Raw genomic sequence first — 25,614 nt, forward strand, 5'->3', positions numbered from 1 at the left:
CCCGTCCCCGCGCAGGTCGGCGCGGGGACGGGTCGCTTCCCCGTGACGAGTCGACCCGCATCACCGCATCCACCCGTACCTGCGCTGACCAGCCATGCAACGGGTGGGACGAGTCACACACCCCCACGCCGCTTCGCCGCAACCACGTTCAGGAGCCGTACGACCATGGACCAGCCCCAGAAGAAGCCCGGGATCTTCACGCGGATCGGTCAGACGGTCACCGGCCGTTCAGACGGAGCAAGCTGGAGCGGTCGAAACTCCTATCGGGTTTCGTCCGCGCTTGTCTCCGCCCCGGCGGGGGCGGAGGAGAGCCGTCGCCAGGGGGCGCCGGACCGTGTGGGTGAGGCCGAGCGCGGCCTCACCCAGGACAACCCACCGCAGCCGGTCGCCACCATGTGTCCGTCCTGCGGCCACCCTGCCCCCACAGCCGCGCAGAGCGAGCCTCTGTCCGGGCGGGAGCCGAATGACCCGCCGCTGCCCGCACCGCTCTACCGCAAGCGCACCAAGGAGACCCGCGACCGTGTACGCAGCATCCGCTTCACCCCGACCGCCGAACGCGTCATCGACGCCGCCGCGCATGAGCGCGGACAGTACTTCGCCGGGTACGTCGGTGACGCCGCGTACGCCCACGCCCTCGGCAGGACCGCAGATGCGGGAAGTCCGGAGGACTATCCGGCCCGCCCGATCGTCGAGAACGTCGAGCGGCTGATCGCGCAGCTACGCCGGACTGGCAACAACCTCAACCAGATCACCCACGCAATCAACTCCGGCACCATCCCCGATCACGCCGAACGCGTCCTGGACCGTGTCGAGGAAGCCGTCGAGGACGCCTTCATCCTGCTCGACGGGTTCGTCGGCAAAGGGGATGCGGCCTGATGGTCCCCGACGTCTCCACCGGCTCCCACACCACCGGACTGCTCTCCTACCTGTTCGGCCCCGGCCGGCGAGACGAGCACACCGACCCGCACATCGTCGCCGCGTGGGACCCCGCCGGCGCTCCCGATCCTGGCCGCGACCCCGACGCCACCATCGCGCGCCTGGCAGATCGCCTTGATCTGCACGCCCAACTGCGCGCGAAGGAGACCGGGAAGACGCCGGCCAAGCACGTGTGGCACTGCCCCGTCCGCACCGCGCCTGGCGACCGCTACCTCACCGACAGCGAATGGGCTGAGGTCGCCCGTCGTATCGTCGCCGCCACCGGCATCGCCCCCGAAGGCGACGACCTGGCCTGCCGGTGGATCGCCGTACGCCACGCGGACGACCACATCCACATCGCCGCGGTCTCCGTACGCGCCGACGGCCGCCGAGCCCGCACCAACCGGGACGGCTGGCGCGCCCAGAAGGAGTGCCGTTTGATTGAGGCGGAGTTCGGGCTGCGGCAGCTCAAGTCCGGCGACATGACCGCGCCCAAGACCCCCACCAGCGCCGAGCAGGCCAAGGCCGAACGCATGGGCAACACCACCACCAGTCGGGAGTGGCTGCGTGACCAGGCCTACGCCGTACTGGCCGCTGTGCGCACCGAGCAGGAATACTTCGACGTCCTCGGCAACCTAGGCATCAAGGTCAACCTGCGCATCGGAACCCAAACCGGCGAAGTCACCGGCTACAGCCTCGCCGCCCCCGACGACACCAACACCCACGGCGAACCGGTCTACTTCGGCGGCTCCAAGCTCGCCCCCGACCTGTCCATCGTCCGCATCCGCGAAACCCTCACTCACCCCGTCCCCCGACCGGCGACCAACCACCGGCCTCGCACCGAGGACATCTGGCGGCACGCAGACACCGCCCTGCGCGATACGGCCGTCATCCTCAACGGTCAGGACGACGCAACGGCGCAAGCTCACCTCGTCGCGTTCAGCGAGCTCCTCCACAACACCGCCCTGCCCGCGCCGCCGGGCAGCCGCACCGAACTGAAGGCCGCCGCGACCGCCTTCAACCGCGCTCGCCGCTCCGCGATCCGTGCCGACCACCAAAAGGCCACCGCCCTTCGCAACGCCGCCAAAGACCTCATCTACGCCTCATCCGACGCCGGCGGGCTCGCCGTCGCCGTCCTCTTCGCCCTCATCCGAACCGCCACGGCCGCCGCTCACTGGTACCAGCGACGCGGCTACGAACAACAAGCCGCCGCAGCCCAACAGACCGTCCTCCACCTCCGCACCAGCTACCAACAGGCCGCAGCCCCCGTCCTGAACGAGCTGACCCGAAGCACCCCACGCCCCCAGACGACACAGCGGTTCGAAGCCACTGTCCGCCAGGCCATCCCCGACCACGCTGACCGCATCCTGGCCGACCCCGCCTGGCCCGCCCTGGCCACCACCCTCGTCCACACCGAAACCGCCGGCCACCACCTCCCCACCCTCCTCCAGCAGATAGCCGCCGAACGCGAACTCGACACCGCCCACTCACCCGCCGAAGTCCTCACCTGGCGCCTCACCACCGCCCCCAATCGCCGCACAAACGCGGCCAAGGCCCGCACCACCACGGCCAACAGCCGGACCGTCTCGGCGCCGGAACCCGCCATCCGGGGAGGAGTCCAGGCACCTACGAACGACCGAACTCGCCGTCGCTGACGCCGAGAGACGGCACAGGCGCATGCAGCGGGCCGGTTACACGGTGTCTCCGGCTCGGCCGGGCAGGAGCAGTTCGGCGTAGGGGACGTTCCAGACGGTGGGGTGGGTGATGCCGTGGCCGTGGTGGCCGTCCTCGCCGAAGGCGTCGCCGTGGTCGGCGCACAGGACGACGAGCCAGGATCCGGCGTCGGGGAGCGCGTGGAAGAGGCGGCCGAGGTGGGTGTCGGCGTAGGCGAGGGCGGCGCACTGGCTCTCCCAGGAGTCGGCGGTGGCGCCGGGGAGGTAGCCGTGGGTGGGGGTGTGGGTGGCGGAGATGTTGAGGAAGAGGAAGAGTGGCTGGGCCGGGTCGCGGCTGTGCAGGGCTTTGAGGGCGAGGTCGGTCTGGTGGCGGGTGGAGTCGGGGCTGTCGGGGCCGGTGTCCGGGTTCCAGTGGCTTTCCTGGAAGAGGGCGGGCAGGACGCTGCCGAGTGGGGTCTGCTGGGAGAAGAAGCCGACGCCGCCGATGCAGACGGTGCGGTAGCCCGCGGCGGCCAGGCCGGTGACGATGTCGGGGGCGTCGAAGACGTGGGTGCGTGCGCCGATGGTGGTGCCGCGTGGGGTCTGGCAGGCGAAGAGCCGGTGGGGCCGGTCGGGGCCGGAGGGCACGGGCAGGAAGCCGGCGAAGAAGGCCATGTGCGCGGGCAGCGTGAATGACCCCTGGGTGCGGCGCTCTTCCCATTTTCCTCCGGGTAACAGGGCTGCGAGGTGCGGGGTTTGGCCGGCATGGAGGGCGGCGCGGGCGACGTCGTGGCGCAGGGAGTCGAAGGTGATGAACAGGATGTGGTGGGTGCCGATGACGTCGTTGGCGTTGATCACCATGCCGGTGTTCCTCGGTTCTGGCGTTAGTTCTCGGGCGAGGTGGTGTGGAGTTCGGGCGGGAGGAGGCCGCCGGTGGTGCGGATTTCGCGGCTGGCTTCGATGACGTCCTTGACGGTGTCGATGCCGCGCCAGTAGCCGGACAGGCGGTAGCCGACGAGGCGTCCGTCGCGAGCGAGTTCGGGGAAGGTGCTGTCCTCGTGGTCACCCTGGTCGGGGAGCATCGGCACGACGTCGGGGGTGAAGACGTAGATGCCTGCGTTGATCCAGTACGGCAGTTCCGGTGACTGCCGAAATCCCCGGATGCGGTTGCCGTCGACGAGGTCGGCGACGCCCCAGTTGGAGCGGTAGGGCGACAGCGCGACGGTGACCGCGCCGTGGTTCTCCTCGTGGTAGTCGGCGAAGTCGGTGAGGGAGAAGGAGCTGATGACGTCGCCGTTGAGGACGTAGAACGGTGCGTCGGGCTCGGGCAGGTGGCGGGCGGCGAACTTCAACCCGCCGCCGCGTCCCAGTGGTTCGGGTTCGATGGCGTAGCGCACGTCCTTGAGACCGAAGCGGGCGCCGTCGCCGACGTAGTCGCTGATCATCTCGTGCTTGTAGCCGCCGCTGATCGTCACGGAGGTGATGCCGTGCTGGGCGAGCCAGACGAGCTGGTAGCCGACGATGGGTGCGCCGGCCACGGGCACCATCGCCTTGGGGGCGTCGTCGGTGTAGGGGCGCATGCGGGTGGCCTGGCCGCCGGCCAGGATCAGCGCCTGCGGAACGGGTGTTGCGGGCATGTGCGGGTGCTCCTTGTACGGGGCGCCGAGGTGGCGCCATTGGCAGGAATCCTGGCAGCGGCAGACACTCGGTCGACGGACCGACGCCCGACAGCGCCCGTGATCGATGCGCGGAAAGCCGGGAGCCGACCCACCGGCCGGGCGAAGCGGCCCGGTGGACGACTGCTGTACGCACTAGGCAACCGTGTGGCTACGCTGAGCGGTACCGTGAAAGCGGCGGACGAGCATGAAACCCTTGAAAACCCGCGGACCTCGCAGGAGTTGACCGGGATGGCTCAGCGGACTCCACGCAACACCGGTCTGGCAGCGCTACTCGACGAGGCCGACTGGTCGCTGACCCAGTGCGCCCGGGCGGTCAACCGGGCCGGCCAGGAGGCCGGCCTGTCGCTGCACTACGACCAGAGCGCCGTAAGCCACTGGGTGAGCGGGACCATGCCGCGCGCCAAGGTGCGGCCGATCATCGTCGAGGCGTTCGCCCGGAGGTTGAAGCGGCCCGTCACGCCTGCCGAGGCCGGTTTGGCGGATATCGGCCCTTCCTCGAACCCCGGAAACGGCGAGACTGTTGACGATCTCCTCGACCTCGGAAAGGCGGACATGGACCCTTCCCGCCGGGGCGTGCTGACCAAGGCGCTGTACTCCGCCGCCCTCGTCGTGCCCGGATACCCCGAACTCGCAGGTTCCGACCGGGCTGTGACCGCCCGGCGCACGGCCCGGGTCGGCGCGGGCGAGGTGGAGATCGTCCGGTCGATGACCGAGCGGATCGCCGACATGCTCGACCTGTTCGGCGGCGGCCACGCCCGCCCCATGGCCGCGGCATTCCTCGTGAACACCGTCGCGCCGTACCTGCGGGCGGACGCGGCCTCGGCCGTCCGCGCGGACCTGCTCTCGGCCGCCTCCGACCTGGTCTACCTGACCGGCTGGATGGCGATGTACGAACGCGAGCACGGCCTCGGCCAGCGCTACTACGTCAAAGCGCTCGGCCTGGCCGGCGCCGCCGAGGACCACGTCACCTACTGCCGCACCCTGCGCGGGATGAGCCTCCAGGCGGGCAACCTCGGCTACGGCACCAAAGCGCTCCAACTCGCCGACGCCGCAGCCGAAGCCTCCCCCAAGGCAGGCCCCCGGCTGCACGCCTTCCTCGCCGGCCAGCAGGCCGCCTCGGCGGCCATGACCGGGGACCGCGGCACGGCCTTCTCCCGCCTCGCGGAGACCGAGACCGCGCTGTCCAAGGCCGACTCCCGCAAGGACGCCGTCGGCGGATACGACCTGTCCGCGTACCTCTTCCACACCAGCACCGTCCTGTACCACCTCGGCGACCTGCCCGGCTCCATCAAGGCCATGCAGGACTGCCTGCGCGTACAGCCCGAGCAGGAACGGCAAGGACGCGTCCACGCCAACGGACTGCTCGCCGGGCGGCAGTGCGAACTCGGCCACCTCGACGCCGCCTGCGCGACCTGGACCGCCTTCCTCGGCGACTACGAACAGGTCTCCTCCGCACGCGGCGACGAACACTTCGCCACGATGCGCACGATGATCCGCACCCACCGCACCGCCCGCCCCGTACGGGCCCTGCACGGGTACGCACGCCAGGTCGCCGCCCGCAAAGGCACCGTCGTATAGAGCCGTCGCGGAACGTGCACGAGAGCCACTCCTACGAGGTCATAGCCCGGAGCGTCGGCGACGCTCCGGGCTTTCATGGCTTTCATGCCCCGCACCTGCCCGTGCAGTACCGCTTTGCGTGCACACGCGGTTGCGTAGAGCAGGCAAGAGGCCGACGCCGAACTCCGGCGCCGCGCTTTCACGCGTCAGGAGGTGTGACCTTGAACCCCAGCAGCGCTTACTGGAGCCAGCTGGATCTCACCTGCGAGCCGTCCGCCGTCCGGTACGCCAGGGCTCACGCGCGGGAAATCCTTGAGAGATGGGGCGCAGTCCCCGAGGTCGTGGCGGACGTGCTGACGATCGTGTCTGAGCTGACCGGCAACGCTGTGCGGCACGCGGGCGGCTTCTGCCGCCCGCCGGAGCCGCGGACTGATGGGCGACGCGTCCGCGAGTGTTCGCTCGCGCTGCGCGCCAGCCGGGACAACCTCCACATCACCGTGCACGATGAGAGCAACCAACCGCCCACCCTTCGGATGTTGTCCGGCGACGCTGAAAACGGCCGGGGACTGCATCTCGTCGCTGCGCTCAGCCACGGTGCTTGGGGTTACTACCTGGTGCCGCACGGGAAGGGCAAGGTCGTCTGGGCCCAGCTCCGGCTGCTGTTACCGACAGGCCCGCCGGTGCGCCCTGACGAGTTGTGGGAGCCCCACACTCGACGTCGCATCGCTCGCGCTCGGGGTGCTCGCGCGGGCAGCGAAAGCACGACTGTTTCTGTCGCTCGGACCATTCCGTCAACGGCACGTCCTCATCATCACGAAGGCAACGGAGATCCAGCTACGAAGAGGAACCTCGCACCTTCTGGTCCGACCTCCTCTTCTGAACTGTCGAGCAGTGCCCGCGCCTGCCGCGCGATGACCGTGGTGACCGACAACGGAAGCGCGGCAACGGCAGACCCACACGGGTAGCCGTAACGCCCCTCTACTCCGCTCCAGCGGCATGTCCGCAGACGTCACCCACGTCGCCGTACGCACTCCCATCCCCGTGCGGGCGGCAGCGGACTACCCGCTGGAGCGGGCCCTTCCCCGCTCCGGCCACGCCGAGTCAAGCAGGCATCCACGCCCCCAACTCCCCGCGGGCGTGACGGGCTCACGGCACCAGCCCGTGGCTGGAGCGGGCTCCACCCAACCCCCGTGTGCAGTGATCCGACGAAGGAGTCGATCCGGATGCCCAGCCGTCACCCGCGCGGCTTCACCTGCGGCAGACACTCCTTCGTGCCGCCCCGCCTCCTCACCGCAGCCCTGCGCGTGGCCAACGCCGCTTCACCCGCGTGGGACGGGCTGGCGTACGTGGCAGAGGACGCGGCGACGCTGCTGGTCTGCACGCTCCAGGCCCACCGCGGACCCGTGCACCGAAGTGTGGTGCTGAATCTGCGCGGTCCGGACGCCGGCACCGTCTGGGCCGCCTGGCGCGACGGCATCGAGCCCTACCTCGCCGTCCTACTCCCCGACTGCCCCGTCACCACCCGTGACGGTGACGAGGCGTGCAGCGAGTTCGCCAGGCACCCCGACGCCCACAGCTGGGAGTTGGCCGACCCGGCCCTGCCGCCCGCTCTCCTCGCGCTCTTCGGTCCACTCCTCGCCGAGCAAGACCGGCCGCCCGACGGACGCGTGCTCGACGCCACCACCCGATTCCACCGCCCCACCACGAACAGGAAGAACCCCGCACAATGAAGCCCACGGTCCCCTCGCCCGCCGCTTTACCTGCCACCGAGTCGTACGGCACGCCCTGCTCGGTGCGACAGTGGGCGATCACCACGGCCACCGGAGAGCAGATCACCGGCTACCTGCCACCCTGGGCCGCCGAGGACCCCAGCGAACAGGACGTACCGCCGCAGAAGTTGGCCGCGCGGCTTGCCGACGTCTGCCACTACAAGGAGTTCCCGGGGCAGGTCCTGCGCGCGTACTCGCCGGGCAACGTGACGGACGAGCCGGAGGAGTTGGAGGTCATGTCCTCCAGCATCACCTGCACGCCCTACGCCCCGGCTCCCGAACTGGCCCTCCCGGTCGCCACGGTGCGTGTCGCCGGCGAGTACTGGATGACCGACCTCGACCCGACGGGAGTGGCGAACCTGGTCGCGGGCCTGCGCGCGGTGGCCGACCGCCTCGACCACGTCGTCATCCCCCAGCTCAACACGATCCGCGCCGAATGGACCGCCCACCACGCTTCCGGCGCGGGAGCGGGCGCGTGAGCACCGACACCACGCCCGCCGTGGACTCCGTGACCACCAGCGCTGATCGGCTCGCTGCCTTCCGGGCCGCGATCGCCTCCGGCCAGGTGAGCGCCCGTGCCTTGTATGCCCACCATCTCGCGTTCCTGCGGGCGAAGGCCGGTCTGTCGTTGGTCGAGCTGGCCGACCGGTGCCACTACGAGCAGTCCTACCTCCACCGCCTGGAGACCGGCGGACGGCTCGGCAACATGCTCGTCGCCGAGACCCTGGACCGCTTCTACGGCACCGGGGACCTGCTCGCTGGCCTGTGGCTGCTGGCCAAACGCGAATCCAAACGCGCGGCTGGCGGACTCGCCGCCCTGGAAGCGGCCGCGACCAGCATCCGCGCATACGCGCTAACCGCCGTCCCCGCCCTCCTCCAGACCCCCGCCTACGCCGAAGAGCACCTCGCCACCGTCCACCCGCAGTCACCGGAAGTCCTCTCCGCGCAGCTCAACGTGCTCCGCGAACGGCAGGCCCGCCTCACCGAGACCACACCCCATCCGGTCCGCTACCGCGCCGTCCTCGACGAACTCGTCCTCCACCGCGCCGCCCGCAACAACGCGACCTGGGACGGCCAACTCGACCACCTCATCGCCACGGCACACGAGCCCGCGATCACCCTCCAACTCCTCCCGCTCCACGCCGGCCCCCACGACCTACGCGGCGCCGTGCAACTGCTGTCCTTCCGCGTCGGCGCCACCCTCGCGTACGTGCACGGCACCCTCACCGACCAGATCACCGACGACCCCGACGACATCGAGCACCTCAGCCGGCAGTACGACGAACTGCGTGACCTCGCCCTCACCCCCGCCCAGACCATCGAACACCTCCACACCCTCCGCACCACCACCCGCTGACCCCACCAACTCCCGCCACCCCAAGGAGCTATCGCCCATGAGCCCCACCACCCTGCTCACCAAACCCACCGCCACACGGCCTCCCGAGCCGGACCCCACCGCGCGTCTGCCAGAATCGACTCCGCCAACCAACTGGACAGTCACCACGGTTGAAGGCATCACCCTGACCGGCCACCAGCCCGACTGGTCCGAGGACAACCCCAGCAACACCGGCATGACGCTGGACCAGGCCGTGGACTACCTGCGCGGCTACGCCCACTACACGATGCTCCCCGTCGACCCGGTCCTCCCGCCCGCCACCCTCGACATCGACATCAACGGCACCCGCGTCCGCGAGTCGACCAGCGCGATGTTCGCCGCCCAGATCGCCTGCCACCCCTACGCCCCCCAGCCCCACGAACGGGTCCCCACCGCGAGCCTCACGATCGTCGACGCGTGGGACTTCGAGGGCCTCACCCCCACCGACCTCGCCCGCTTCGCCACCCAGATCCGCACCCAGGCCGACTACTTCGAGAACACAGTCCTTCCCGACCTCGTCGCCGCCCGGGAGGACTGGGCTGCCCGTCATCCCGCGGCCCCCGCGAGCAGCCCGAGCAAGACCGAGCTGCCGTGATCCGCCATTGGAGGATCGCCCTCATCGCCGGTTGGACCGGTATCGCGCTGATTGTGCTCCTGGCCCTCGCCTGCGGACTCGCGATCGGCCTGGCCGTCGCCAGTCAGCCCACCCCCTGAAGCCTCCGCTCCAGGCACCGTTGAATGCGATCCGGCCGTTCTCCCAATCCAAAGCTCCATCGCCGGTGGACGCTTGCCCAGATGGCCCGGCCGGTCTGTCGCTCTCAGCACGCATTCAGCACACACGCCCACCGAAAGCTCCCATCATCAGTGGCAAGCAGTGGCGAATCTTTCCCCAGGTCAGCGGCTTCCCGCCTTCATCCGCCCAGCTCACGGCCCCGTCCCGGAAGAATTTGCAAGGCAGATGTCGGGGGTTCGAATCCCCCAGGCTCCACCGTGTGTGACGCGGTTCAGCGGCCCCCTTCCCGGTTCGGGTGAGGGGGCCGGTGGCGTTTTCGGGGGCGGTTCCGGGAGGACGGGGCGGTGAGGGGCTGGGGGTCGGGGCGGGGGTGCGGGAGAATCGGGGGGTGGTGATGTTCGGGGTTCTGGGGGCGACGCGGGTCGTCGGTGCCGAGGGCGCCGACGTCGCGTTGGGCGGACCGCGGCGGCGGGCGGTGCTCGTCCTGCTCGCGCTGGACGCCGGGCGGGTGGTCCCGGCGGAGCGGCTGATCGGCGGTCTGTACGGCGCCGACGTGCCGGCCGGTGCGGCCAACGCCGTGCAGTCGCAGATCTCGCGGCTGCGGCAGGTGCTGCCGGTGGCGGTGGAGGGGCACCCGTCGGGATATCGGCTGGCGGCGGAGCCGGACCAGGTGGACGCGCACCGGTTCGAGCGGCTGGCGCTGCGCGGGCGGGAGGCGCTGGCGGGCGGACGGCCGGACGCGGCCGCCGAGTTGCTGCGGGAGGCACTGGGGCTGTGGCGGGGGCCGGCACTGGCGGACGTGGGGGACGCGCCGTTCGCGGGGGCCCAGGCGGCGCGGTGGGAGGAACTGCGGCTGGGGGCGGTGGAGGACCGGGTCGAGGCAGCGCTGGCGCTCGGCCGGCACCGCGATGTCGTCGCGGAGCTGGGGGAGTTGGTCGCCGCGAATCCCCTGCGGGAACGCCTGCGCGGGCAGTTGATGCGGGCGCTGTACGGCAGCGGGCGGCAGGCGGAGGCGCTGGCCGCGTACGACGTGGCGCGGCGGGAGTTGGCCGACTCGCTGGGGACCGATCCTGGGCCGGAGCTGGCCGCGGTCCACCTCGCCGTGCTGCGGGCGGACCCGTCGCTGATCCCGGACGGTCCGCGGAAGGCGCTGCCGAACGCAGGGGTCGGCACCGTGCTCGGAGGCTCGACGGGTGAAGCGGCGTCCCGCCCGTTTCCGGCAAGCGTGGATGTTCCACGTGAAACAGCCACGGACGCCTCTGTTCCACGTGGAACATCGCCGTATCCGCCTGACGGGCACCACGATCCCGCTGGCCCTCGCGGCCACCGCGAACTTCCCGCCCCGCTCACCAGCTTCATCGGCCGCGAGACGGACATCGCCCGGATCGGGGAGCAGTTGGCGCGGGGGCGGCTGGTCACGCTGATCGGCCCCGGTGGAGCGGGCAAGACCCGGCTCGCGGTGGAGGCGGCCCGCCAGCACCCGGGCGACGTGAATCTGGTGGAGTTGGCGGGTCTCGACGACGGCGCCGCCCTGGCGCGGGCCGTGCTCGGCGGGCTCGGACTGCGCGAGGGCGGGCTGCTGCCGACCGCCGGGCCGGGTGCCGCCCCCACCACTCCCGGAGCCACTCCCGGTGCCACTCCCACCTCCGCCCCCGGCGTCGCCGGCGGCGTGCCGCCCGATCCGCTGGCCCGGATCACCGCCGCGCTCGCCGACCGCCCGCTGCTGCTCGTCCTCGACAACTGCGAGCACGTGGTCGCCGAGGCCGCCCACCTCACCGAGCGCCTGCTCGCCGGACTGCCGCTGTTGCGCATCCTCGCCACCAGCCGCGAAGCGCTCGGCATCAACGGCGAGACGCTCTGCCCGGTGCCGACCCTTCCGCTGCCTCGGCCCGGCGCGGACCGGGAGCAGGCGCTCGCCTCCCCCGCCGTGCGGCTCTTCGTCGAACGTGCCGCGGCCGTCCGGCCCGACTTCGACCCGACCGCCGACCCGGCGACCGCCGACGCCGTACTGCGGCTGTGCGCCGCTCTCGACGGCCTGCCCCTGGCCATCGAACTCGCCGCGGCCCGGCTGCGCTCGCTGTCGGCCGTGGACATCGCCGACCGGCTCGGCGCGCTGCCCGCCCATGACGACGAGGCGCCGTACAGCATCGGCGTACGGCCGGACGCGCTCTTCCGGCTGCTCTCCCGCGGCAGCCGCACCGCCCAGCCGCGCCAGCGCACCCTGCGCGGCGTCGTGGAGTGGAGCTGGGAACTGCTCCCCGCGGACGAGCGGGCGGTGCTGCGCCGCGCCTCGGTCTTCGCCGGAGGGTGGACGCTGGCCGCCGCGGAGGCGGTCTGCGCGGACCACGCCGACCCGGAACGGATCGCCGCGGACCGGGTCGGCGGCGCCGGCTCCGCCGCACGGGAGGCGGCCGGCGCACCCTCCGGCGCCGGCGACCGGGTCGATCCGGACGACCGTATCGACCCCGCCGACCGGATCGACCCGGACGACGTCCTGGACCTGGTCACCGCTCTCGTGGAGAAGTCCCTCGTGGTCGCCCAGCCGCCGGACCCCGCCGGCAGGGTCCGCTACCGCATGCTGGAGTCGATCCGGGCCTACGGCGCCGAGCGGCTGGCCGAGGCGGGCGAGACCTCGCGCGCCCAACGCGCCCACACCGCCCACTTCCTGCGCTTCGCGCTCGACGCCGACCCGCACCTGCGCCGCGCCGAGCAGGTGGAGTGGCTGCGGCGGTACGCCGAGGACAACGACAACTTCCGGGCCGCCCTGCACCGCACCCTCGCCGCCGGCGACATCACCACCGCGATGCGGCTGGTCGCGGCCCTGTCGTCGTACTGGCTGCTGCGCGGCGTGCGGTACGAGGGGGTCGCGGCCGCCCGGCAGGTGCTCGCGGCGCTCGGACCGCACCCGCCGGAGGGCCTGGAGGAGGAGTTCGCCCTGTGCGTGATGGCCGTGCTCGGCGCGCTCTCCGACGCGGACGCGTACGCCGAGCACGTGGCGGCGGCCACGGTCGTCGTGGACCGGATGAAGCGCGTGTCCAGGCGCTTCCCCGTCCTCACCCTGCTGTGGGCGCCGTTCGCGGGTGTGCCGGACGCGAGTCTGGACGCCCTCGCGGTGCTGGAGGAGTTCCTCTCCGAGCGGGACGACCCCTGGTACCGCGCGCTCGGCCACCTCGGCGCCGGCTTCCAGGCGTGGATGGCGCACGCCGACGCGGATCGCGCGCGGCGCGAGTGCACCCGGGCCCTGGAGTACTTCCGGCTCCAGGGCGACCGCTGGGGCATGATCACCTGCCTCAACGTGCTCGCGGACCTCGCCGACTACGCGGACCGGCTGCCCGAGGCCGTCGCACTGCTCGGCCGCGCGCTGGAACTGGCCGAGGAGCTCGACTCCGCCCTCGACATGGCCGAACTGCTCTGCAACCGCGCCACCTACAGCCTGCGGGCGGAGGAGTACGAGGCGGCGACCGCGTACTGCGAGCGGGCCGTCCTGCTGTCCCGCCGGGCCGGCTCGCCGGAGACGCTGGCGATGGCCCACCTCGGGCTCGGCGAGGCCGCCAGGCTGGCCGGCGACCTCGACACCGCGCGGGCACGGTGCGAGCAGGCGCTGCGGGAGTGCCCGCGCGGCTGGTTCTCCAGTGACGGCGTGCGCTCGTCGGCGCAGCTCGCGCTCGGTTGGATCGAGATGGCCGAGGGCGACGCGGACGCCGCGCGGGAACGCCTCCGGGCGGCGGCCGCGAACGGCGGCACCGGCAGGGAGTTCCCGATGACCGGCGCGCTCCTCGCCGTGGCCGCCGCCGGGCTCGCCGTACTGGTCGGCGATCCGCACCGGGCCGCGCTGCTGCTGGGCGCCGCGCACACCCTGCGCGGAGGGCCGCCCACCGGGCCCGACGCCCGCGCCACGACGGCCGCGGCGCGGACGGCACTGGGTGACGGGCCGTACGAGCGGGCGTACGCGAGCGCGTCCGGTCTCGACCGGGCCGCCGCGCTCGCCCGGGCGACGGGATACCTCACCGGCGGGTGAGCGCCCGCCCGCTCGACGGCCCGGCCCCGCCCGAACCGCGTCGGCGCAGCGCGCTGCCCGCCGACGGAAGGGCCCGACCCGCGGGGCGCCGCCACCAGGCGGGGTGCGCGCCGCCGTCCTTCCGGGACAGGGCCGCCGAACCGCCGCCGACACCACCCCCGGCCCGAACCGACACCCCGTACCCACACCTCCGGTCGGCCCGAACCGACACCCCGTACCCACACCTCCGGTCCGACCCGTATCGACACCTCCGGTCGGCCCGCGGTGCGCCTCCGGTCAGCCAGCGGTCAGCGCCCGGTCAGCGCCCCCGCCCACGCTCGTTCCCATGACGACGACACCACCCGCCCCTCCGCCCGGCCGAAACGGCGGCATCCCTGCCTCCGGCGCCGTGGCCGACGCCCGCCGCTGGGCGGTCCTGGCCATCTGCTGCGTGGCCGCCGCCCTCCTCGGCACCGACAACAGCGTCCTGAACTACGCGCTGCCGAGCCTGTCCGACCAACTCCACCCCTCCTCCACACAACTGCTGTGGATCGTCGACGTGTACGGCTTCGTCCTCGGCGGCCTGCTGATCTTCGCGGGCAGCCTCGGCGACCGGATCGGCCGCAAGCGGCTGCTGCTCATGGGCGTGGCCGGCTTCGGCGCCGCCTCCGCCCTCACCGCGTACGCCAGTGGCCCCGGCACGCTGATCGCGGCCCGCGCGCTGCTCGGCGTCGCGGGGGCCACGATCATGCCCTCCACGCTCTCCCTGGTCCGCAACGCCTTCACCGACCCCAAGGAGCGCACCACCGCGGTCGGTGTGAGCAGCGGCGTCGGCGCGGCCAGCTTCGCGCTCGGCCCGGTCGTCGGGGGTCTGCTGCTGGACCACTTCTGGTGGGGTTCGGTCTTCCTCATCAACGTGCCGCTGATGGCGCTGGTGCTGGTGGCGGGCGCGGTCGTGCTGCCGGAGTCGAGGAACCCGCGCCCGGGGCGGCTGGACTGGGTCAGCGTGCCGCTGTCGGTCGTCGGGATGCTCGGCGTCATCTACGCGATCAAGACCGCGGCCCGCGACGGCCTGGACGAACGGTCGGCGTGGATCGGCGCGGTGGTCGGAGCGGTGTCGATGACCGCCTTCCTGCGCCGCCAGCGGCGGCTCCCCGAACCGCTGCTCGACCTCGGGTTCTTCCGCAACGCCGCGTTCTCCGGCGCCCTGGCGTCGAACACGGTCGCGCTGTTCACCTCGTCCACGCTGTCGCTCGCCTGCTCGCTCTACTTCCAGGTGGTGCACGGCTGGTCGCCGCTCATGGCGGGGCTCGCGCTGCTGCCCGGCCCGCTGTCGGCGGCCTTCGGGGCGCCGGTCTCCGCGGTCCTGGTGCAGCGCGCCGGCCGGGCCCGTACGGTCGCGCTCGGCTTGGCGCTGATGTCCGTGAGCACCGCGGCGTTCGTCGGGGTGACCCCGCACACCGGCTACTGGCACCTGCTGCCGCTCCTGGTCGTGAACGGTCTCGGCGTGATCTTCACCTTCGCCGTCACCTCGGACACGATCCTGGCGAGCGTGCCCAGGAAGCGGGTCGGGGCGGCCGCGGCGATCTCCGAGACCGGCATGGAGCTGGGCGGGGCGCTCGGCATCGCGGTCCTGGGCTCGGTGCTCACCACGCTCTACCGGGCCGACCTGCACCTGCCCGCGGCGCTCGACGCCGGCCGGCGGTCGGCGGCCCGCGAGTCCGTGGCGGACGGCGTCCAGACCGGCGGGCGGCTCGGCGGCGCGACCGGACAGCAGGTGGTGGACGCGGCCCGGGTGGCGTTCACCGACAGCATGCACACCACGATGCTGGTCGCGGCGGCGGTCATGCTCGTGGGCGCGGTGTTCGCGCTGCGCACCCTCAGGGGCGTGCCCGCGGTGCTGGACCCGCACGCGGAGGACGCGAACCTGGCGGCGAACCCGGCGAACCCGGCGAACCCGGCGAAATCGGTGGACCCGGCGGACCCGGCGGACCCGGCGGACCCGGCAGACCCCGCGAACCCGGCGGACCCGGCGGACCCCGCGAACCCGGTCGACCCGACCGGCCCTGCGGGCGTCGCGCCCGCTCCCGCGTCCTGACCCCGCACGACGCCGCACCGGCCGGCGTCGGGAGGACGGCCGGCCGGTGCGGCGATACGGCGGTGCGGGTGACAGCGGGGCGGTGGGCGCACGGCTCCACCGCCAGGGGGCGAGCGGCGGACCGGGCTCAGTGGCCGCCCTCGCCCTCCTCGCGCTTGCGGTCCGCCTCCGCCTGCTTGGCCCGCACCTCGTCGTCGAGGTCGCCGGCCCCGGGGGAGCCGTCCACCTGGTCGATGGTGCCGGTCGCGCCGGCCGCCGAGCCGTTCACGGAGCCGCCGTCGAGCGGGTCCACCACCGTGAGGGTGGCGCTGCCGTTCATCGACGCCCGGTCGCCCACGTCGGTGGGCTCGGACGGCTCGACCAGCCACTCCGGGTTGTTCTGCCGGTTCCACCACTTCCACGCGGCCAGGGCGGCGCCGGCGCAGACGGCCACCAGCACGACGTCGCGCGCGGTGCGCCCGGCCTTCGCGCGGCGCATCCGGCGCTGGACCAGCCGGTCGATGTCGGTGGCGGACACGTGGCCGCGCAGGGCCTGAAGGGCGGCACCGCCGCGCAGCACCACCTCGTCCTTGGCCGGCCCGGCCGCGGAGCGGGTCGCGGCGACCGCGGTGCCGACCTTCGGAGCGGTGTAGTCGGTGGCGGCCTTCGCGCTCTCCGCGGTGCGGCGGGCCGCGTTCTCCACGGCATTCGCGGCCTTCGGCGGCACCGCGGCCCACACCTGCTCGCGGGCCTGGTCGACCCGGGGGGCGAGCCTGGCCTCGTACTGCTGCCGGGCGACGGTGCCCGCCTGGCGCCCGTAGACGCCGGCCTGCCTCCCGTACTGCCGGCCGTAGACCACGGCGTTCTCCTTCGCCGTGGACGCGTACGGTGCCGCCACCTCCGCGGCGTGCCGCACGCTGTCCTTGGTGACGTCGGCCGCGTGGCGCACGCTGTCGATGCGGGTCACGGGAACCTCCTCCTCGGTGGTTCGGTGGCGTACAGGTTCTCGCCTGTCCCTCCGCCTCGAAATCATGCCGGGCCGAACGGCGTACGGCATGTGCGGCAAGCCATCTGGGTCAGTCGGCCCGATTCCGCTGGTACCCCCCGCGGTGGCTCCGGGCGGTGGCGCGGTCCGGGCGCACGGCACCCGCCGGGCCGTGCGAGGATTTGTCCCCGTCAGCGAAGAATCATGGAAGGTAGAACGTGGCCGAGCAGCTCTACGCCACCTTGCGGACCAACCTCGGAGACGTCGTGATCCGGCTGCTGCCGAACCACGCCCCGAAGACGGTCGCGAACTTCGTCGGGCTCGCCGAGGGCACCCGGGAGTGGACCGACCCGCGGACCGGTGACCCGTCGCACGCGAAGCTCTACGACGGCACCGTCTTCCACCGGGTCCTGTCGGGCTTCATGATCCAGGGCGGCGACCCGCTGGGCGACGGCACCGGCGGCCCGGGCTACGAGTTCCCCGACGAGTTCCACCCCGACCTGGCCTTCGACCGCCCCTACCTGCTGGCGATGGCGAACGCGGGACCGGGCACCAACGGCTCGCAGTTCTTCGTCACCGTGGCGCCGACCACCTGGCTGACCCGCAAGCACACCATCTTCGGCGAGGTCGCCGACGACGCCAGCCGCAAGGTGGTGGACGGCATCGTCGGGACCCCGACCAACCCGCACACCAACCGCCCGCTCAGCGACGTGGTGCTGGAGACCGTGCTGATCGAGCGCCGCACCTCCTGACGCGGCCCCGCGGCCTCCGGTCCCGCACGGCCACCGGTCCCACGTGGCCTTCGTTCCCCCGCGGTCTCCGGTCCCCCGCGGCCTCCGGTCCCGCACGGCCGATCCCGTAGTCTTCGGGGAACGCCGCGCCCCGCCCGCACGTACTAGTGGGCGGGGCGTACGAGTGCACAGCCCGCGCAGGGCGCGGGCACAGGTGCGCGCAGGTAGTCGTCGGGTGTCATCAGGGAGTGGGCGTCATGGACCAGCCGGTCTGCTGCTATCGGCATCCGGACCGGGAGACCGGCATCCGCTGCACCCGGTGCGAGCGGCCGATCTGCCCGGCGTGCATGGTCAGCGCCTCGGTCGGCTTCCAGTGCCCGGACTGCGTGGCCCGGGCCGACCGGACCTCACACCAGGTCTCCCAGCCCCGTACGGTGACCGGCCGCCGGGTCGGGGCGGGCGACCCGTTCCTGGTCACGAAGCTGCTCATCGCGGTCAACGTCGCGGTGTGGCTGGTGGAGCTGGCGGTCGGCGGGGGCGGCAGCGGCAAGGTCGCCGCGGACTACGGGCTGTACGCGGTCTGCCTGCACGACCAGTTCGGCCACCACCTGTGCGGCGGCGCGGCCGACGGGCAGTGGTACCGGGTGATCACCTCGGCGTTCCTGCACGAGCGCACCAATCCGCTGCACATCGGCTTCAACATGATGACCCTGTGGTGGATCGGCGCCCCGCTGGAGCAGCGGCTCGGCCGGCTGCACTACGTCGCGCTCTACTTCGTCTCCGCGCTGGGGGCGAGTGCCGCGGTGCTGCTGCTCGCGCCCGACGCGCTCACCATCGGCGCCTCGGGAGCGATCTTCGGACTGTTCGGCGCGACCGCGGTCTACATGCGGCGGGCCCAGTACGACATGCGGCCGATCCTGATCCTGCTCGGCCTGAACATCCTGTTCAGCTTCACCTGGAGCGGGGTGAGCTGGCAGGCGCACGTGGGCGGTCTGGTGGCCGGCACGCTGGTGGCCATAGGGATGCTGTACGCCCCGCGCGAGCGGCGGTCGCTCGTGCAGTGGGGGTCCACCGCCGCGGTGCTGGTGGCCTCGCTCGCCCTCATCGGGGCGGCTGTGGCGCAGGTCACGCCCTGACCGCGGGGCGGGGCCGTGTCCCTGGCGTTGATCGGACGTTATCCACAGCGGGCCCGCACCTGTGCGGGCCGCCCGTCCCGTTGTGCACAACTGGTGGGAAGCGCTGCGCGGAGGGTCACCGGGGCGGATTCGACCGGGTTTTCCCTGCAAGATCAATGAAAGACCGGTGGCCGCCGAGGCGACCACCGGTCGTACCGGCGTCAACTCCGTAGAGGTTATCCACAGATCTTCTGACCTTTTCCCCACTGTGGATAACCGTGTGGACAAGTGCGTGGGACAACGCTCGACGTGCTACTTCCACTGCGTGGAGACGACGAATCCGCCGGCGATGAACCCGAAACCGACCACGATGTTCCAGTTGCCGAGCGCGTCCACCGGGAGGTCGCCGCGGGTCACGTAGAACAGGACGATCCAGGCCAGCCCGACGACGAAGAACGCCAGCATCAGCGGCGCGACCCAGCCGCGGTTGCTGAGCTTTATCGCGCCGGCGTTCTTGGAGGGGGGCGGGGTGAAGTCCGCCTTCTTGCGGATCCGTGACTTCGGCACGAGAGAGCTCCTGTCGATGCGCTGCGTGACCGCGCGGGTCTGTGGGGTCAGCCTGGCGGGTGAGGGGCGGTGGGAGGCGGTGCCGCTCCCGGGCGTCCGTTAGCGTAGTGCTTCCCTTGGGTTGTAAGGAGAAGGGTATTTGGTGACCGGAGCCAGTGGCACCTCCCCCGCCCCTCCATCTCGCGCGACATCCCGCGCGGTGGCGCTGCGCGCGCTGAGCGCGGGCGTCTTCGCGCTGGCCGGGCTGATCTTCTGGACCAGCTTCGACACCGCCAAGGGCGTGGACATCCGCAGCGACGACCCGCTGCCGAAACTGTCGGACAACATCCGCGCCAAGAACGCGCAGAACGAGAAGCTGGACCGCCAGCTCGCCTCGGTCCGCTCCGACGTGGACGGGCTGACCCGGCAGCGCGGCGGCCTCAGCCCGGCCGAGCGGGCCCGGATCGACGCCCTCGGCAAGGCGGCCGGCACCTCGCCGCTGACCGGACCGGCCCTCCAGGTCACCCTCGACGACGCCCCGCCGAACGCCATCCCGCTGGTGCCGGGCGTGCCCGACCCGCAGCCGAACGACCTGGTCATCCACCAGCAGGACCTCCAGGCGGTGGTGAACGCGCTGTGGCAGGGCGGCGCCCAGGGCATCCGCATCATGGACCAGCGGCTGATCGGGACCAGCGCGGTCCGCTGCGTCGGCAACACCCTCATCCTCCAGGGCCGGGTGTACTCCCCGCCCTACCGCATCACCGCGGTGGGCGACCAGAGCCGGCTGCGCAAGGCGCTCGACGCCAGCCCGGCGATCCGCAACTACCTCCAGTACGTGCGGGCGTACGGCCTCGGCTGGAAGGTGGCGGCGTCCGGCAGGACCACGCTGCCGGGCTACACCGGATCGGTGGACCTGCGCTATGCGGCACCTGTGGACCAGCCGTGAACGGCCCCCCGATCTGCGCGAACGCGCCGCGCGCGCCGATCGATCCCATGCCGAAGCTTTGTCCCGTGGACGCCCCTTGGTCGCCGATCTCCCTTTACTCTGTTGCGGGGACCCGGAAGGAAGGCAACCGCATGTACGGCTGGATCTGGCGACATCTGCCGGGAAACGCGTGGGTGAGGGCGTTGATCTCACTCCTGCTGGTCCTCGCGGTCGTCTACATCCTCTTCCAGTACGTGTTCCCCTGGGCGGAGCCGCTGCTGCCGTTCAACGACGTCACCGTCGACGACGGGATGACCTCAGTCCAGCACGGAGTGGCCGCCGTCCGATGAGCGCACGCATCCTCGTGGTCGACAACTACGACTCCTTCGTCTTCAACCTGGTCCAGTACCTCTACCAGCTCGGCGCCGAGTGCGAGGTGCTGCGCAACGACGAGGTGGAACCCGCGCACGCCGACGAGGGGTTCGACGGGGTGCTGCTCTCCCCCGGCCCCGGCACCCCCGAGGAGGCCGGGGTGTGCGTGGACATGGTCCGGCACTGCGCGGAGACCGGCGTGCCGGTGTTCGGCGTCTGCCTGGGCGTGCAGTCCATGGCGGTGGCCTACGGCGGGTTCGTCGGGCGGGCGCCGGAACTGCTGCACGGCAAGACCTCCGCGGTGGTGCACGAGGGCTCCGGCGTCTTCGCCGGGCTGCCCTCGCCCTTCACCGCCACCCGATACCACTCGCTCGCGGTCGAACGGGACACGCTCCCGGACGAGCTGCGGGTGACCGCATGGACGGAGGACGGGATCATCATGGGGCTCCGGCACCGCGACGCCGCCGTCGAAGGGGTGCAGTTCCACCCGGAGTCGGTGCTCACCGAGTGGGGACACCGCATGCTCGCCAACTGGCTCGCCGAGTGCGGTGAACCGGGGGCCGTCGAGCGGTCGCACGGACTGGCCCCGGTGGTCGGTGCGGGCGTACCCGTCGGGGGGGTCGGGAGGTGACCACGCTCCGGCCGGAGCGTCCCTCCGACGGCCCGATGTCGTACGAGGACACCGGGCAGTTCGAGGTCGCCGTCGGGCAGCTCGCGGACCCGCTGAACGATCCGCTGCCGGGCCGGCCCCCGGTGGTCGAGGACCCGCCGAGGGGCCGGCACGGTGCGCGGCCGGAGTCCGCGCGGCCGGAGCGGCCGGAGCGGCAGGAGTCGCCGTGGTTCGGGGCGCCCGGGATGGCGCAACCGCAGGAGCCGCAGGAGCCGCGTCAGTCGCCTCACCCGCGGCACTCGGCGTCGCGGCGGCAGGAGCAGCCCCAGCACCCCCAGCAGCCGGACGCCCGGCAGCGCGCCCAGCAGCCGGCGCGGCCGCAGCAGGCGCCGCAGCCGCCGAGCGCCCCGCACGCCGCTCCCCAGCAGACCGTCCCCCCGCTGCGGTCCGAGCCGGTGGCGCCCCCGCCGGCCGCCCCGAGCCCGGTCGCCCCGAGCCCGACCGCCGCCTCCGCGCCGCCCCCGCTGCGCACGCCGCCGGCGGCACCCTCGCCGGTGTCCCCCGCCGCCGCTCCCGCTTCCGCTCCCTCGACCGAGCCCCTGTCGGCGCCGGAGCCGGACGAGACCGCGCAGCTCCCCCAGATCTCCGACACCGCGCCCATCGAGGTGGCGCGGGTGGCCGCTCCGGCGGCCGCCGAGCCGGCCGCGGCCGGGGCGTCCGGTCCGGTCGGCGCGGAGGGCGGCCGGGCCGCCCGGCGCAAGGCGGCCCGCGGCGGCCACCGCGCCCGGGGCCGGGGCGGCAACGGCCCGGCCGCGCCCGCCGCCGACGACCCGTCGGCCGAGCCGGCCGCGCCGCTGAGCCGGGTCGAGGCCCGCCGGGCCGCGAAGGCCGCGAAGGACAGTCCCGCGGTGGTGATCAGCCGGATCGTCGGCGAGCTGTTCATCACCGTCGGCGTCGTGATGCTGCTGTTCGTCACCTACCAGCTTTGGTGGACCAACGTCCGGGCGCACGCGGAGGCCAACAGCGCGTCCAACAACCTGGAGCAGCAGTGGGACAGCGGCTCCGGTGACGCCAACCGGTCCGCGGGCACCTTCTCCCCGGGCCAGGGCTTCGCGATCATGTACATCCCGAAGCTGGACGTCAAGGCCCCGATCGCCCAGGGCGTCAGCACCACGAAGGTGCTCAACAAGGGCATGATCGGCCACTACGACGGCGAGCCCACCAACACCGCGATGCCGTGGGACAAGACCGGCAACTTCGCGGTCGCCGCCCACCGCAACACGCACGGCGAGCCCTTCCGCTACATCAACCGCCTCGTCCCCGGGGACAAGGTGGTGGTGGAGACGTCCACCACGTACTACACCTACACCGTGACCAGTTCACTGGCGACCACCCCGCCCAGCAACGTCAGCGTCCTCGAACCGGTGCCGCCCGGGTCGGGCTTCACCAAGCCGGGCCGCTACATCACGCTCACCACGTGCACGCCCGAGTTCACCAGCACCAACCGGCTGATCGTCTGGGGCAAGCTGACCGAGGAGCGGCCGCGCAGCAAGGGCAAGCCCGACGCGCTCGTCAACGGCTGAGGCGCGACAACAGAACGGAACCGCGTGACCACCGAGAACCGCACCGGGCGGGGCCGCGTCGCGGCCGTCATCAGCGTCGTCGGCGAGGTCCTCATCACCGCGGGGCTGGTCCTCGCGCTGTTCGTCGTCTACTCGCTGTGGTGGACGAACGTGATCGCCGACCGCCACGCCCGCAAGGAGGGCGAGAAGGTCCGACAGGAGTGGGCCCAGGCCCCGTCGGGCGGCGGCAACAGCGCTCCTCGCGGCCTGGACACCGAGGACGGCATCGGCTTCCTGCACGTGCCGGCGATGGGCAGGAACTACGAGGTGCTGGTGAAGAAGGGCACCTCCACCAGCGTGCTCAACGAGGGGGTGGCCGGCTACTACACCAACCCCACGCCGGCCGCGATGCCCTGGGACAGCAGCGGCAACTTCACCGTCGCCGCGCACCGCGACGGCCACGGCGCGAAGTTCCACAACATCGACAAGATCCACAATGGTGACCCGATCGTCTTCGAGTCCAAGGACACCTGGTACGTCTACAAGGTCTACAAGGTCCTCGACGAGACCTCGAAGTACGACGTCGCCGTGACCGACCAGATCCCCAAGGAGTCCGGCAAGACCAAGCCGGGCCGCTACATCACGCTCACCACCTGCACGCCGGTCTACACCTCGCGCTACCGCTACGTGGTCTGGGGACAACTGGTCCGCACCCAGAAGGTGGACGCGCAGCGCACCCCGCCAGCGGAGCTGAAGTAGGGGGAGCAGGGCGGGGAGCAGGGGGACGAGCGCGCCGGCACACGGCAGAGGGCCCACAGGCGGGGAACGCCTGTGGGCCCTCGTCGCTGTACGCCGGGCGGTGGCCGCCGGGGTCAGTGGCCCCCGAAGCCGTTGCCGCCCATCGCGGTGAGCGTGATCGGCTGCCCCTCCTGGAGCTGGGTGCCGGCCGCCGGGTCCGTCTGGAGGACCTTGGCGTTGTCGTCGGCCTGCTTGCCGGTGAGGTCGACCGCGTTGATCTGGAGGTTGAGGTTCAGCGCCTGGAGCTCCTGCTTGGCGTCACCGACGCTCTTGCCGGCCAGGTCGCCCGGCATCGTCGTGGTCGGCTGCTGCGTCGGCTGCGGGCCGGAGGAGACGGTCAGCACGATCTGGGTGTCGAGCGACTGGTCGCCCGCACTCGGGTCGGGCGTCTGGCTGATCACGCTGCCCTGGGGCGTCTCGTCGGACGGCTGGTCCGTGCCCCGGCTGACGTTCGTGAAGCCCTGCGCCTTGAGCGCGGCGACCGCCTGGTCGTAGGTCTCGCCCTTGACGTTGGTCGGGGTGGCCTTCTTCGGCGCCACCGCGACGGTCAGGGTGATCGTCGAGCCCTTGGCGACCTTGGTGCCGGCGTCCGGGTCCTGGCTGAGGACCGTGCCCGCGTCCTTCGTCGTGGAGGTCTGCGACTTCTGCTCGACCTGGAAGCCCTGCTTGGTCAGCTCGGTGTTCGCGTCGTCGAACTTGTCGTTGGTCACGTCCGGTACGGCGACCGGCGCGGTGCCCTTCGACAGGTTGACGGTGACGGTCTTGTCCGACGGGATCGCCGAGTCCGCCGCCGGGTCCTGCTTGCAGACCAGGTTCTTGTCGACGTTCGCGCAGAACACCGCCGGACCCTTGACCAGCTTTATCCCGACGTTGTCCGCCTTCGCCTGGGCGTCGGTCAGCGAGACGTTGGTGAAGTCCGGCACGGTGCCGCCGTTGTCGGCGTGCCCGCCGAACAGCGACTTGCCGAGGAAGATCGCGCCGATCAGCACCAGGACGGCGGCGACGACCAGCAGCACCGTGGAGGTGTTGCTCGACTTCTTCTGCCGGCGCCGGTCCGGGCGGTCCTCGTAGCCGTAGCCGCCGTCGTCGTCGCGGGCCGGCGGCAGCATCGAGGTCTGCGGGTCGGACTGCGACGGCATCGCGGTGGTGGCCGCGGCGTCGCCGTACTGGTGCGGGTAGCCGTAGCCGGCCGCGCCCATCGCGACGGTGGCGCCGACCGGCTGGCCGTCCAGCGCCGCCTCGACGTCGGCCCGCATCTCGTCGGCCGACTGGTAGCGGTAGTCCGGGTCCTTGGTCAGCGCCTTCAGCACGATCGCGTCCATCGCCGGCGTGACCTCGGGGTCGTACACCGACGGCGGCTGCGGCTCCTCGCGGACGTGCTGGTACGCCACCGCGACCGGTGAGTCGCCGACGAACGGCGGCCGGACGGTCAGCAGCTCGTACAGCAGGCAGCCCGTGGAGTACAGGTCGGAGCGGGCGTCGACCTGCTCGCCCTTGGCCTGCTCGGGGGAGAGGTACTGCGCGGTGCCGATCACCGCGGCGGTCTGGGTCATGGTCATGCCGGACTCGCCCATCGCACGGGCGATGCCGAAGTCCATGACCTTGACCTGGCCGGTACGGGTCAGCATCACGTTCGCGGGCTTGATGTCGCGGTGCACGATGCCGGCCCGGTGGCTGTACTCCAGCGCCTGGAGGATGCCGACGGTCATCTCCAGCGAGCGCTCCGGCAGCAGCTTGCGCCCGGAGTGCAGCAGCTCGCGCAGGGTGGAGCCGTCGACGTACTCCATCACGATGTACGGGATCGAGACCCCGTCGACGTAGTCCTCACCGGTGTCGTACACGGCGACGATCGAGGGGTGGTTCAGAGAGGCGGCCGACTGGGCCTCACGGCGGAACCGGGCCTGGAAGGACGGATCACGGGCGAGGTCCACCCGGAGCGTCTTCACGGCAACGGTACGGCCGAGGCGCGTGTCGTGGGCGAGGTACACCTCGGCCATGCCACCGCGGCCGAGCACCGAGCCCAGCTCGTACCGGCCGCCGAGGCGACGCGGCTCTTCCATAGCTCTGCCCTCTCCTCAATCCCGTTGTCCCAAGCTCAACCCGACCACGTGAACCTGTGCCCTGTGCCCGCTCGGGGACACGCTACCGGGCGCTCGACGCGCGCATCCGGCTCGGCGGCCCGCCGATACCCGACCGGTATCTGCCTGCGACCCGAT

At 72.2% G+C, this 25,614-nt stretch carries 23 protein-coding genes; 18 read left to right on the forward strand and 5 right to left on the reverse strand.

The window, feature by feature from the left end:
- Positions 1 to 165: 165 nt before the first annotated feature.
- Positions 166 to 876, forward strand: a complete 711-nt coding sequence (locus RVR_RS18020) for a MobC family plasmid mobilization relaxosome protein (RefSeq protein WP_237404818.1) — start codon at positions 166 to 168, stop codon at positions 874 to 876.
- Positions 876 to 2,570: a relaxase/mobilization nuclease domain-containing protein gene (locus tag RVR_RS18025; protein WP_202234832.1), complete on the forward strand. Its 1,695-nt coding sequence runs from the start codon at positions 876 to 878 to the stop codon at positions 2,568 to 2,570. The genes RVR_RS18020 and RVR_RS18025 overlap by 1 nt, the downstream gene beginning before the upstream one ends.
- A 36-nt stretch (positions 2,571 to 2,606) precedes the next feature.
- Here the strand turns inward: RVR_RS18025 and RVR_RS18030 are convergent, their stop codons facing one another.
- Positions 2,607 to 3,428 carry an STM4013/SEN3800 family hydrolase gene (locus RVR_RS18030; RefSeq protein ID WP_202234833.1) on the reverse strand — a complete coding sequence of 274 codons (822 nt, stop codon included), beginning with the start codon at positions 3,426 to 3,428 and terminating at the stop codon, positions 2,607 to 2,609.
- 23 nt (positions 3,429 to 3,451) lie between these two features.
- Positions 3,452 to 4,204, reverse strand: coding sequence for a nucleotidyltransferase family protein (locus RVR_RS18035; RefSeq protein ID WP_202234834.1), 753 nt, complete (start codon positions 4,202 to 4,204; stop codon positions 3,452 to 3,454).
- Positions 4,205 to 4,474: 270 nt separating this feature from the next.
- Here RVR_RS18035 and RVR_RS18040 point away from each other — a divergent pair, with 270 nt between their 5' ends.
- The 9 genes from RVR_RS18040 to RVR_RS18075 all read left to right on the forward strand — a co-directional run bounded on the left by RVR_RS18040 (position 4,475) and on the right by RVR_RS18075 (position 15,775).
- Positions 4,475 to 5,824 (forward strand): NsdA family TPR-like regulatory protein, encoded by a 1,350-nt coding sequence (locus tag RVR_RS18040; RefSeq protein WP_202234835.1) that lies wholly within the window; start codon positions 4,475 to 4,477, stop codon positions 5,822 to 5,824.
- Between the two features lie 194 nt (positions 5,825 to 6,018).
- Entirely contained in the window at positions 6,019 to 6,768 is a 750-nt protein-coding gene (locus RVR_RS39160) for an ATP-binding protein (protein ID WP_430393146.1), read from the forward strand.
- A gap of 258 nt (positions 6,769 to 7,026) precedes the next feature.
- Positions 7,027 to 7,533, forward strand: coding sequence for a hypothetical protein (locus RVR_RS18050; RefSeq protein ID WP_202234837.1), 507 nt, complete (start codon positions 7,027 to 7,029; stop codon positions 7,531 to 7,533).
- Positions 7,530 to 8,051, forward strand: coding sequence for a DUF6907 domain-containing protein (locus tag RVR_RS18055; protein WP_202234838.1), 522 nt, complete (start codon positions 7,530 to 7,532; stop codon positions 8,049 to 8,051). The genes RVR_RS18050 and RVR_RS18055 overlap by 4 nt, the downstream gene beginning before the upstream one ends.
- A complete protein-coding gene (locus tag RVR_RS18060) occupies positions 8,048 to 8,929 on the forward strand; it encodes a helix-turn-helix domain-containing protein (protein WP_202234839.1) in 882 nt (293 codons plus the stop codon). The genes RVR_RS18055 and RVR_RS18060 overlap by 4 nt, the downstream gene beginning before the upstream one ends.
- A 37-nt stretch (positions 8,930 to 8,966) precedes the next feature.
- The gene (locus tag RVR_RS18065; RefSeq protein WP_202234840.1) at positions 8,967 to 9,542 is read left to right on the forward strand and encodes a DUF6907 domain-containing protein; all 576 of its coding nucleotides are present in this window, start codon (positions 8,967 to 8,969) and stop codon (positions 9,540 to 9,542) included.
- Complete coding sequence (locus tag RVR_RS38625) at positions 9,539 to 9,661, forward strand: hypothetical protein (RefSeq protein ID WP_272933089.1); 123 nt, start codon at positions 9,539 to 9,541, stop codon at positions 9,659 to 9,661. Before RVR_RS18065 ends, RVR_RS38625 begins: the two co-directional genes overlap by 4 nt.
- 413 nt (positions 9,662 to 10,074) lie before the next feature.
- On the forward strand, positions 10,075 to 13,698 hold the full coding sequence (locus tag RVR_RS18070; RefSeq protein ID WP_202238745.1) for an AfsR/SARP family transcriptional regulator: 3,624 nt from the start codon (positions 10,075 to 10,077) through the stop codon (positions 13,696 to 13,698).
- A gap of 325 nt (positions 13,699 to 14,023) precedes the next feature.
- On the forward strand, positions 14,024 to 15,775 hold the full coding sequence (locus RVR_RS18075; RefSeq protein WP_237404819.1) for an MFS transporter: 1,752 nt from the start codon (positions 14,024 to 14,026) through the stop codon (positions 15,773 to 15,775).
- A 127-nt stretch (positions 15,776 to 15,902) separates the two neighbouring features.
- Here RVR_RS18075 and RVR_RS18085 read toward each other — a convergent pair whose 3' ends face one another.
- On the reverse strand, positions 15,903 to 16,721 hold the full coding sequence (locus tag RVR_RS18085; RefSeq protein WP_202234841.1) for a DUF5324 family protein: 819 nt from the start codon (positions 16,719 to 16,721) through the stop codon (positions 15,903 to 15,905).
- Between the two features lie 236 nt (positions 16,722 to 16,957).
- On the opposite strand from RVR_RS18085, the gene RVR_RS18090 reads away from it, so the two are divergent.
- Together RVR_RS18090 and RVR_RS18095 are read left to right on the forward strand one after the other, a co-directional pair.
- Positions 16,958 to 17,491, forward strand: coding sequence for a peptidylprolyl isomerase (locus tag RVR_RS18090; RefSeq protein ID WP_202234842.1), 534 nt, complete (start codon positions 16,958 to 16,960; stop codon positions 17,489 to 17,491).
- A gap of 236 nt (positions 17,492 to 17,727) precedes the next feature.
- The gene (locus RVR_RS18095) at positions 17,728 to 18,606 is read left to right on the forward strand and encodes a rhomboid family intramembrane serine protease (protein WP_202234843.1); all 879 of its coding nucleotides are present in this window, start codon (positions 17,728 to 17,730) and stop codon (positions 18,604 to 18,606) included.
- 291 nt (positions 18,607 to 18,897) lie between these two features.
- Here the strand turns inward: RVR_RS18095 and crgA are convergent, their stop codons facing one another.
- On the reverse strand, positions 18,898 to 19,152 hold the full coding sequence (crgA, locus tag RVR_RS18100; RefSeq protein WP_202234844.1) for a cell division protein CrgA: 255 nt from the start codon (positions 19,150 to 19,152) through the stop codon (positions 18,898 to 18,900).
- 142 nt (positions 19,153 to 19,294) lie between these two features.
- Here crgA and RVR_RS18105 point away from each other — a divergent pair, with 142 nt between their 5' ends.
- The 5 genes from RVR_RS18105 to RVR_RS18125 all read left to right on the forward strand — a co-directional run bounded on the left by RVR_RS18105 (position 19,295) and on the right by RVR_RS18125 (position 23,359).
- A complete protein-coding gene (locus RVR_RS18105) occupies positions 19,295 to 20,077 on the forward strand; it encodes a DUF881 domain-containing protein (RefSeq protein WP_430393147.1) in 783 nt (260 codons plus the stop codon).
- Between the two features lie 131 nt (positions 20,078 to 20,208).
- Positions 20,209 to 20,406 (forward strand): hypothetical protein, encoded by a 198-nt coding sequence (locus RVR_RS18110; RefSeq protein WP_202234845.1) that lies wholly within the window; start codon positions 20,209 to 20,211, stop codon positions 20,404 to 20,406.
- Positions 20,403 to 21,059: an aminodeoxychorismate/anthranilate synthase component II gene (locus tag RVR_RS18115; protein ID WP_202234846.1), complete on the forward strand. Its 657-nt coding sequence runs from the start codon at positions 20,403 to 20,405 to the stop codon at positions 21,057 to 21,059. The genes RVR_RS18110 and RVR_RS18115 overlap by 4 nt, the downstream gene beginning before the upstream one ends.
- A gap of 224 nt (positions 21,060 to 21,283) precedes the next feature.
- Positions 21,284 to 22,621: a class E sortase gene (locus tag RVR_RS18120; protein WP_430393238.1), complete on the forward strand. Its 1,338-nt coding sequence runs from the start codon at positions 21,284 to 21,286 to the stop codon at positions 22,619 to 22,621.
- A gap of 24 nt (positions 22,622 to 22,645) precedes the next feature.
- The gene (locus tag RVR_RS18125; protein ID WP_202234847.1) at positions 22,646 to 23,359 is read left to right on the forward strand and encodes a class E sortase; all 714 of its coding nucleotides are present in this window, start codon (positions 22,646 to 22,648) and stop codon (positions 23,357 to 23,359) included.
- 113 nt (positions 23,360 to 23,472) lie between these two features.
- On the opposite strand, the gene pknB is transcribed toward RVR_RS18125, so the two are convergent.
- Positions 23,473 to 25,458 carry a Stk1 family PASTA domain-containing Ser/Thr kinase gene (pknB, locus tag RVR_RS18130; RefSeq protein WP_202234848.1) on the reverse strand — a complete coding sequence of 662 codons (1,986 nt, stop codon included), beginning with the start codon at positions 25,456 to 25,458 and terminating at the stop codon, positions 23,473 to 23,475.
- Positions 25,459 to 25,614: the final 156 nt, after the last annotated feature.

Origin of the sequence: Streptomyces sp. SN-593, assembly GCF_016756395.1 — a bacterium.
GTDB lineage: Bacteria > Actinomycetota > Actinomycetes > Streptomycetales > Streptomycetaceae > Actinacidiphila > Actinacidiphila reveromycinica.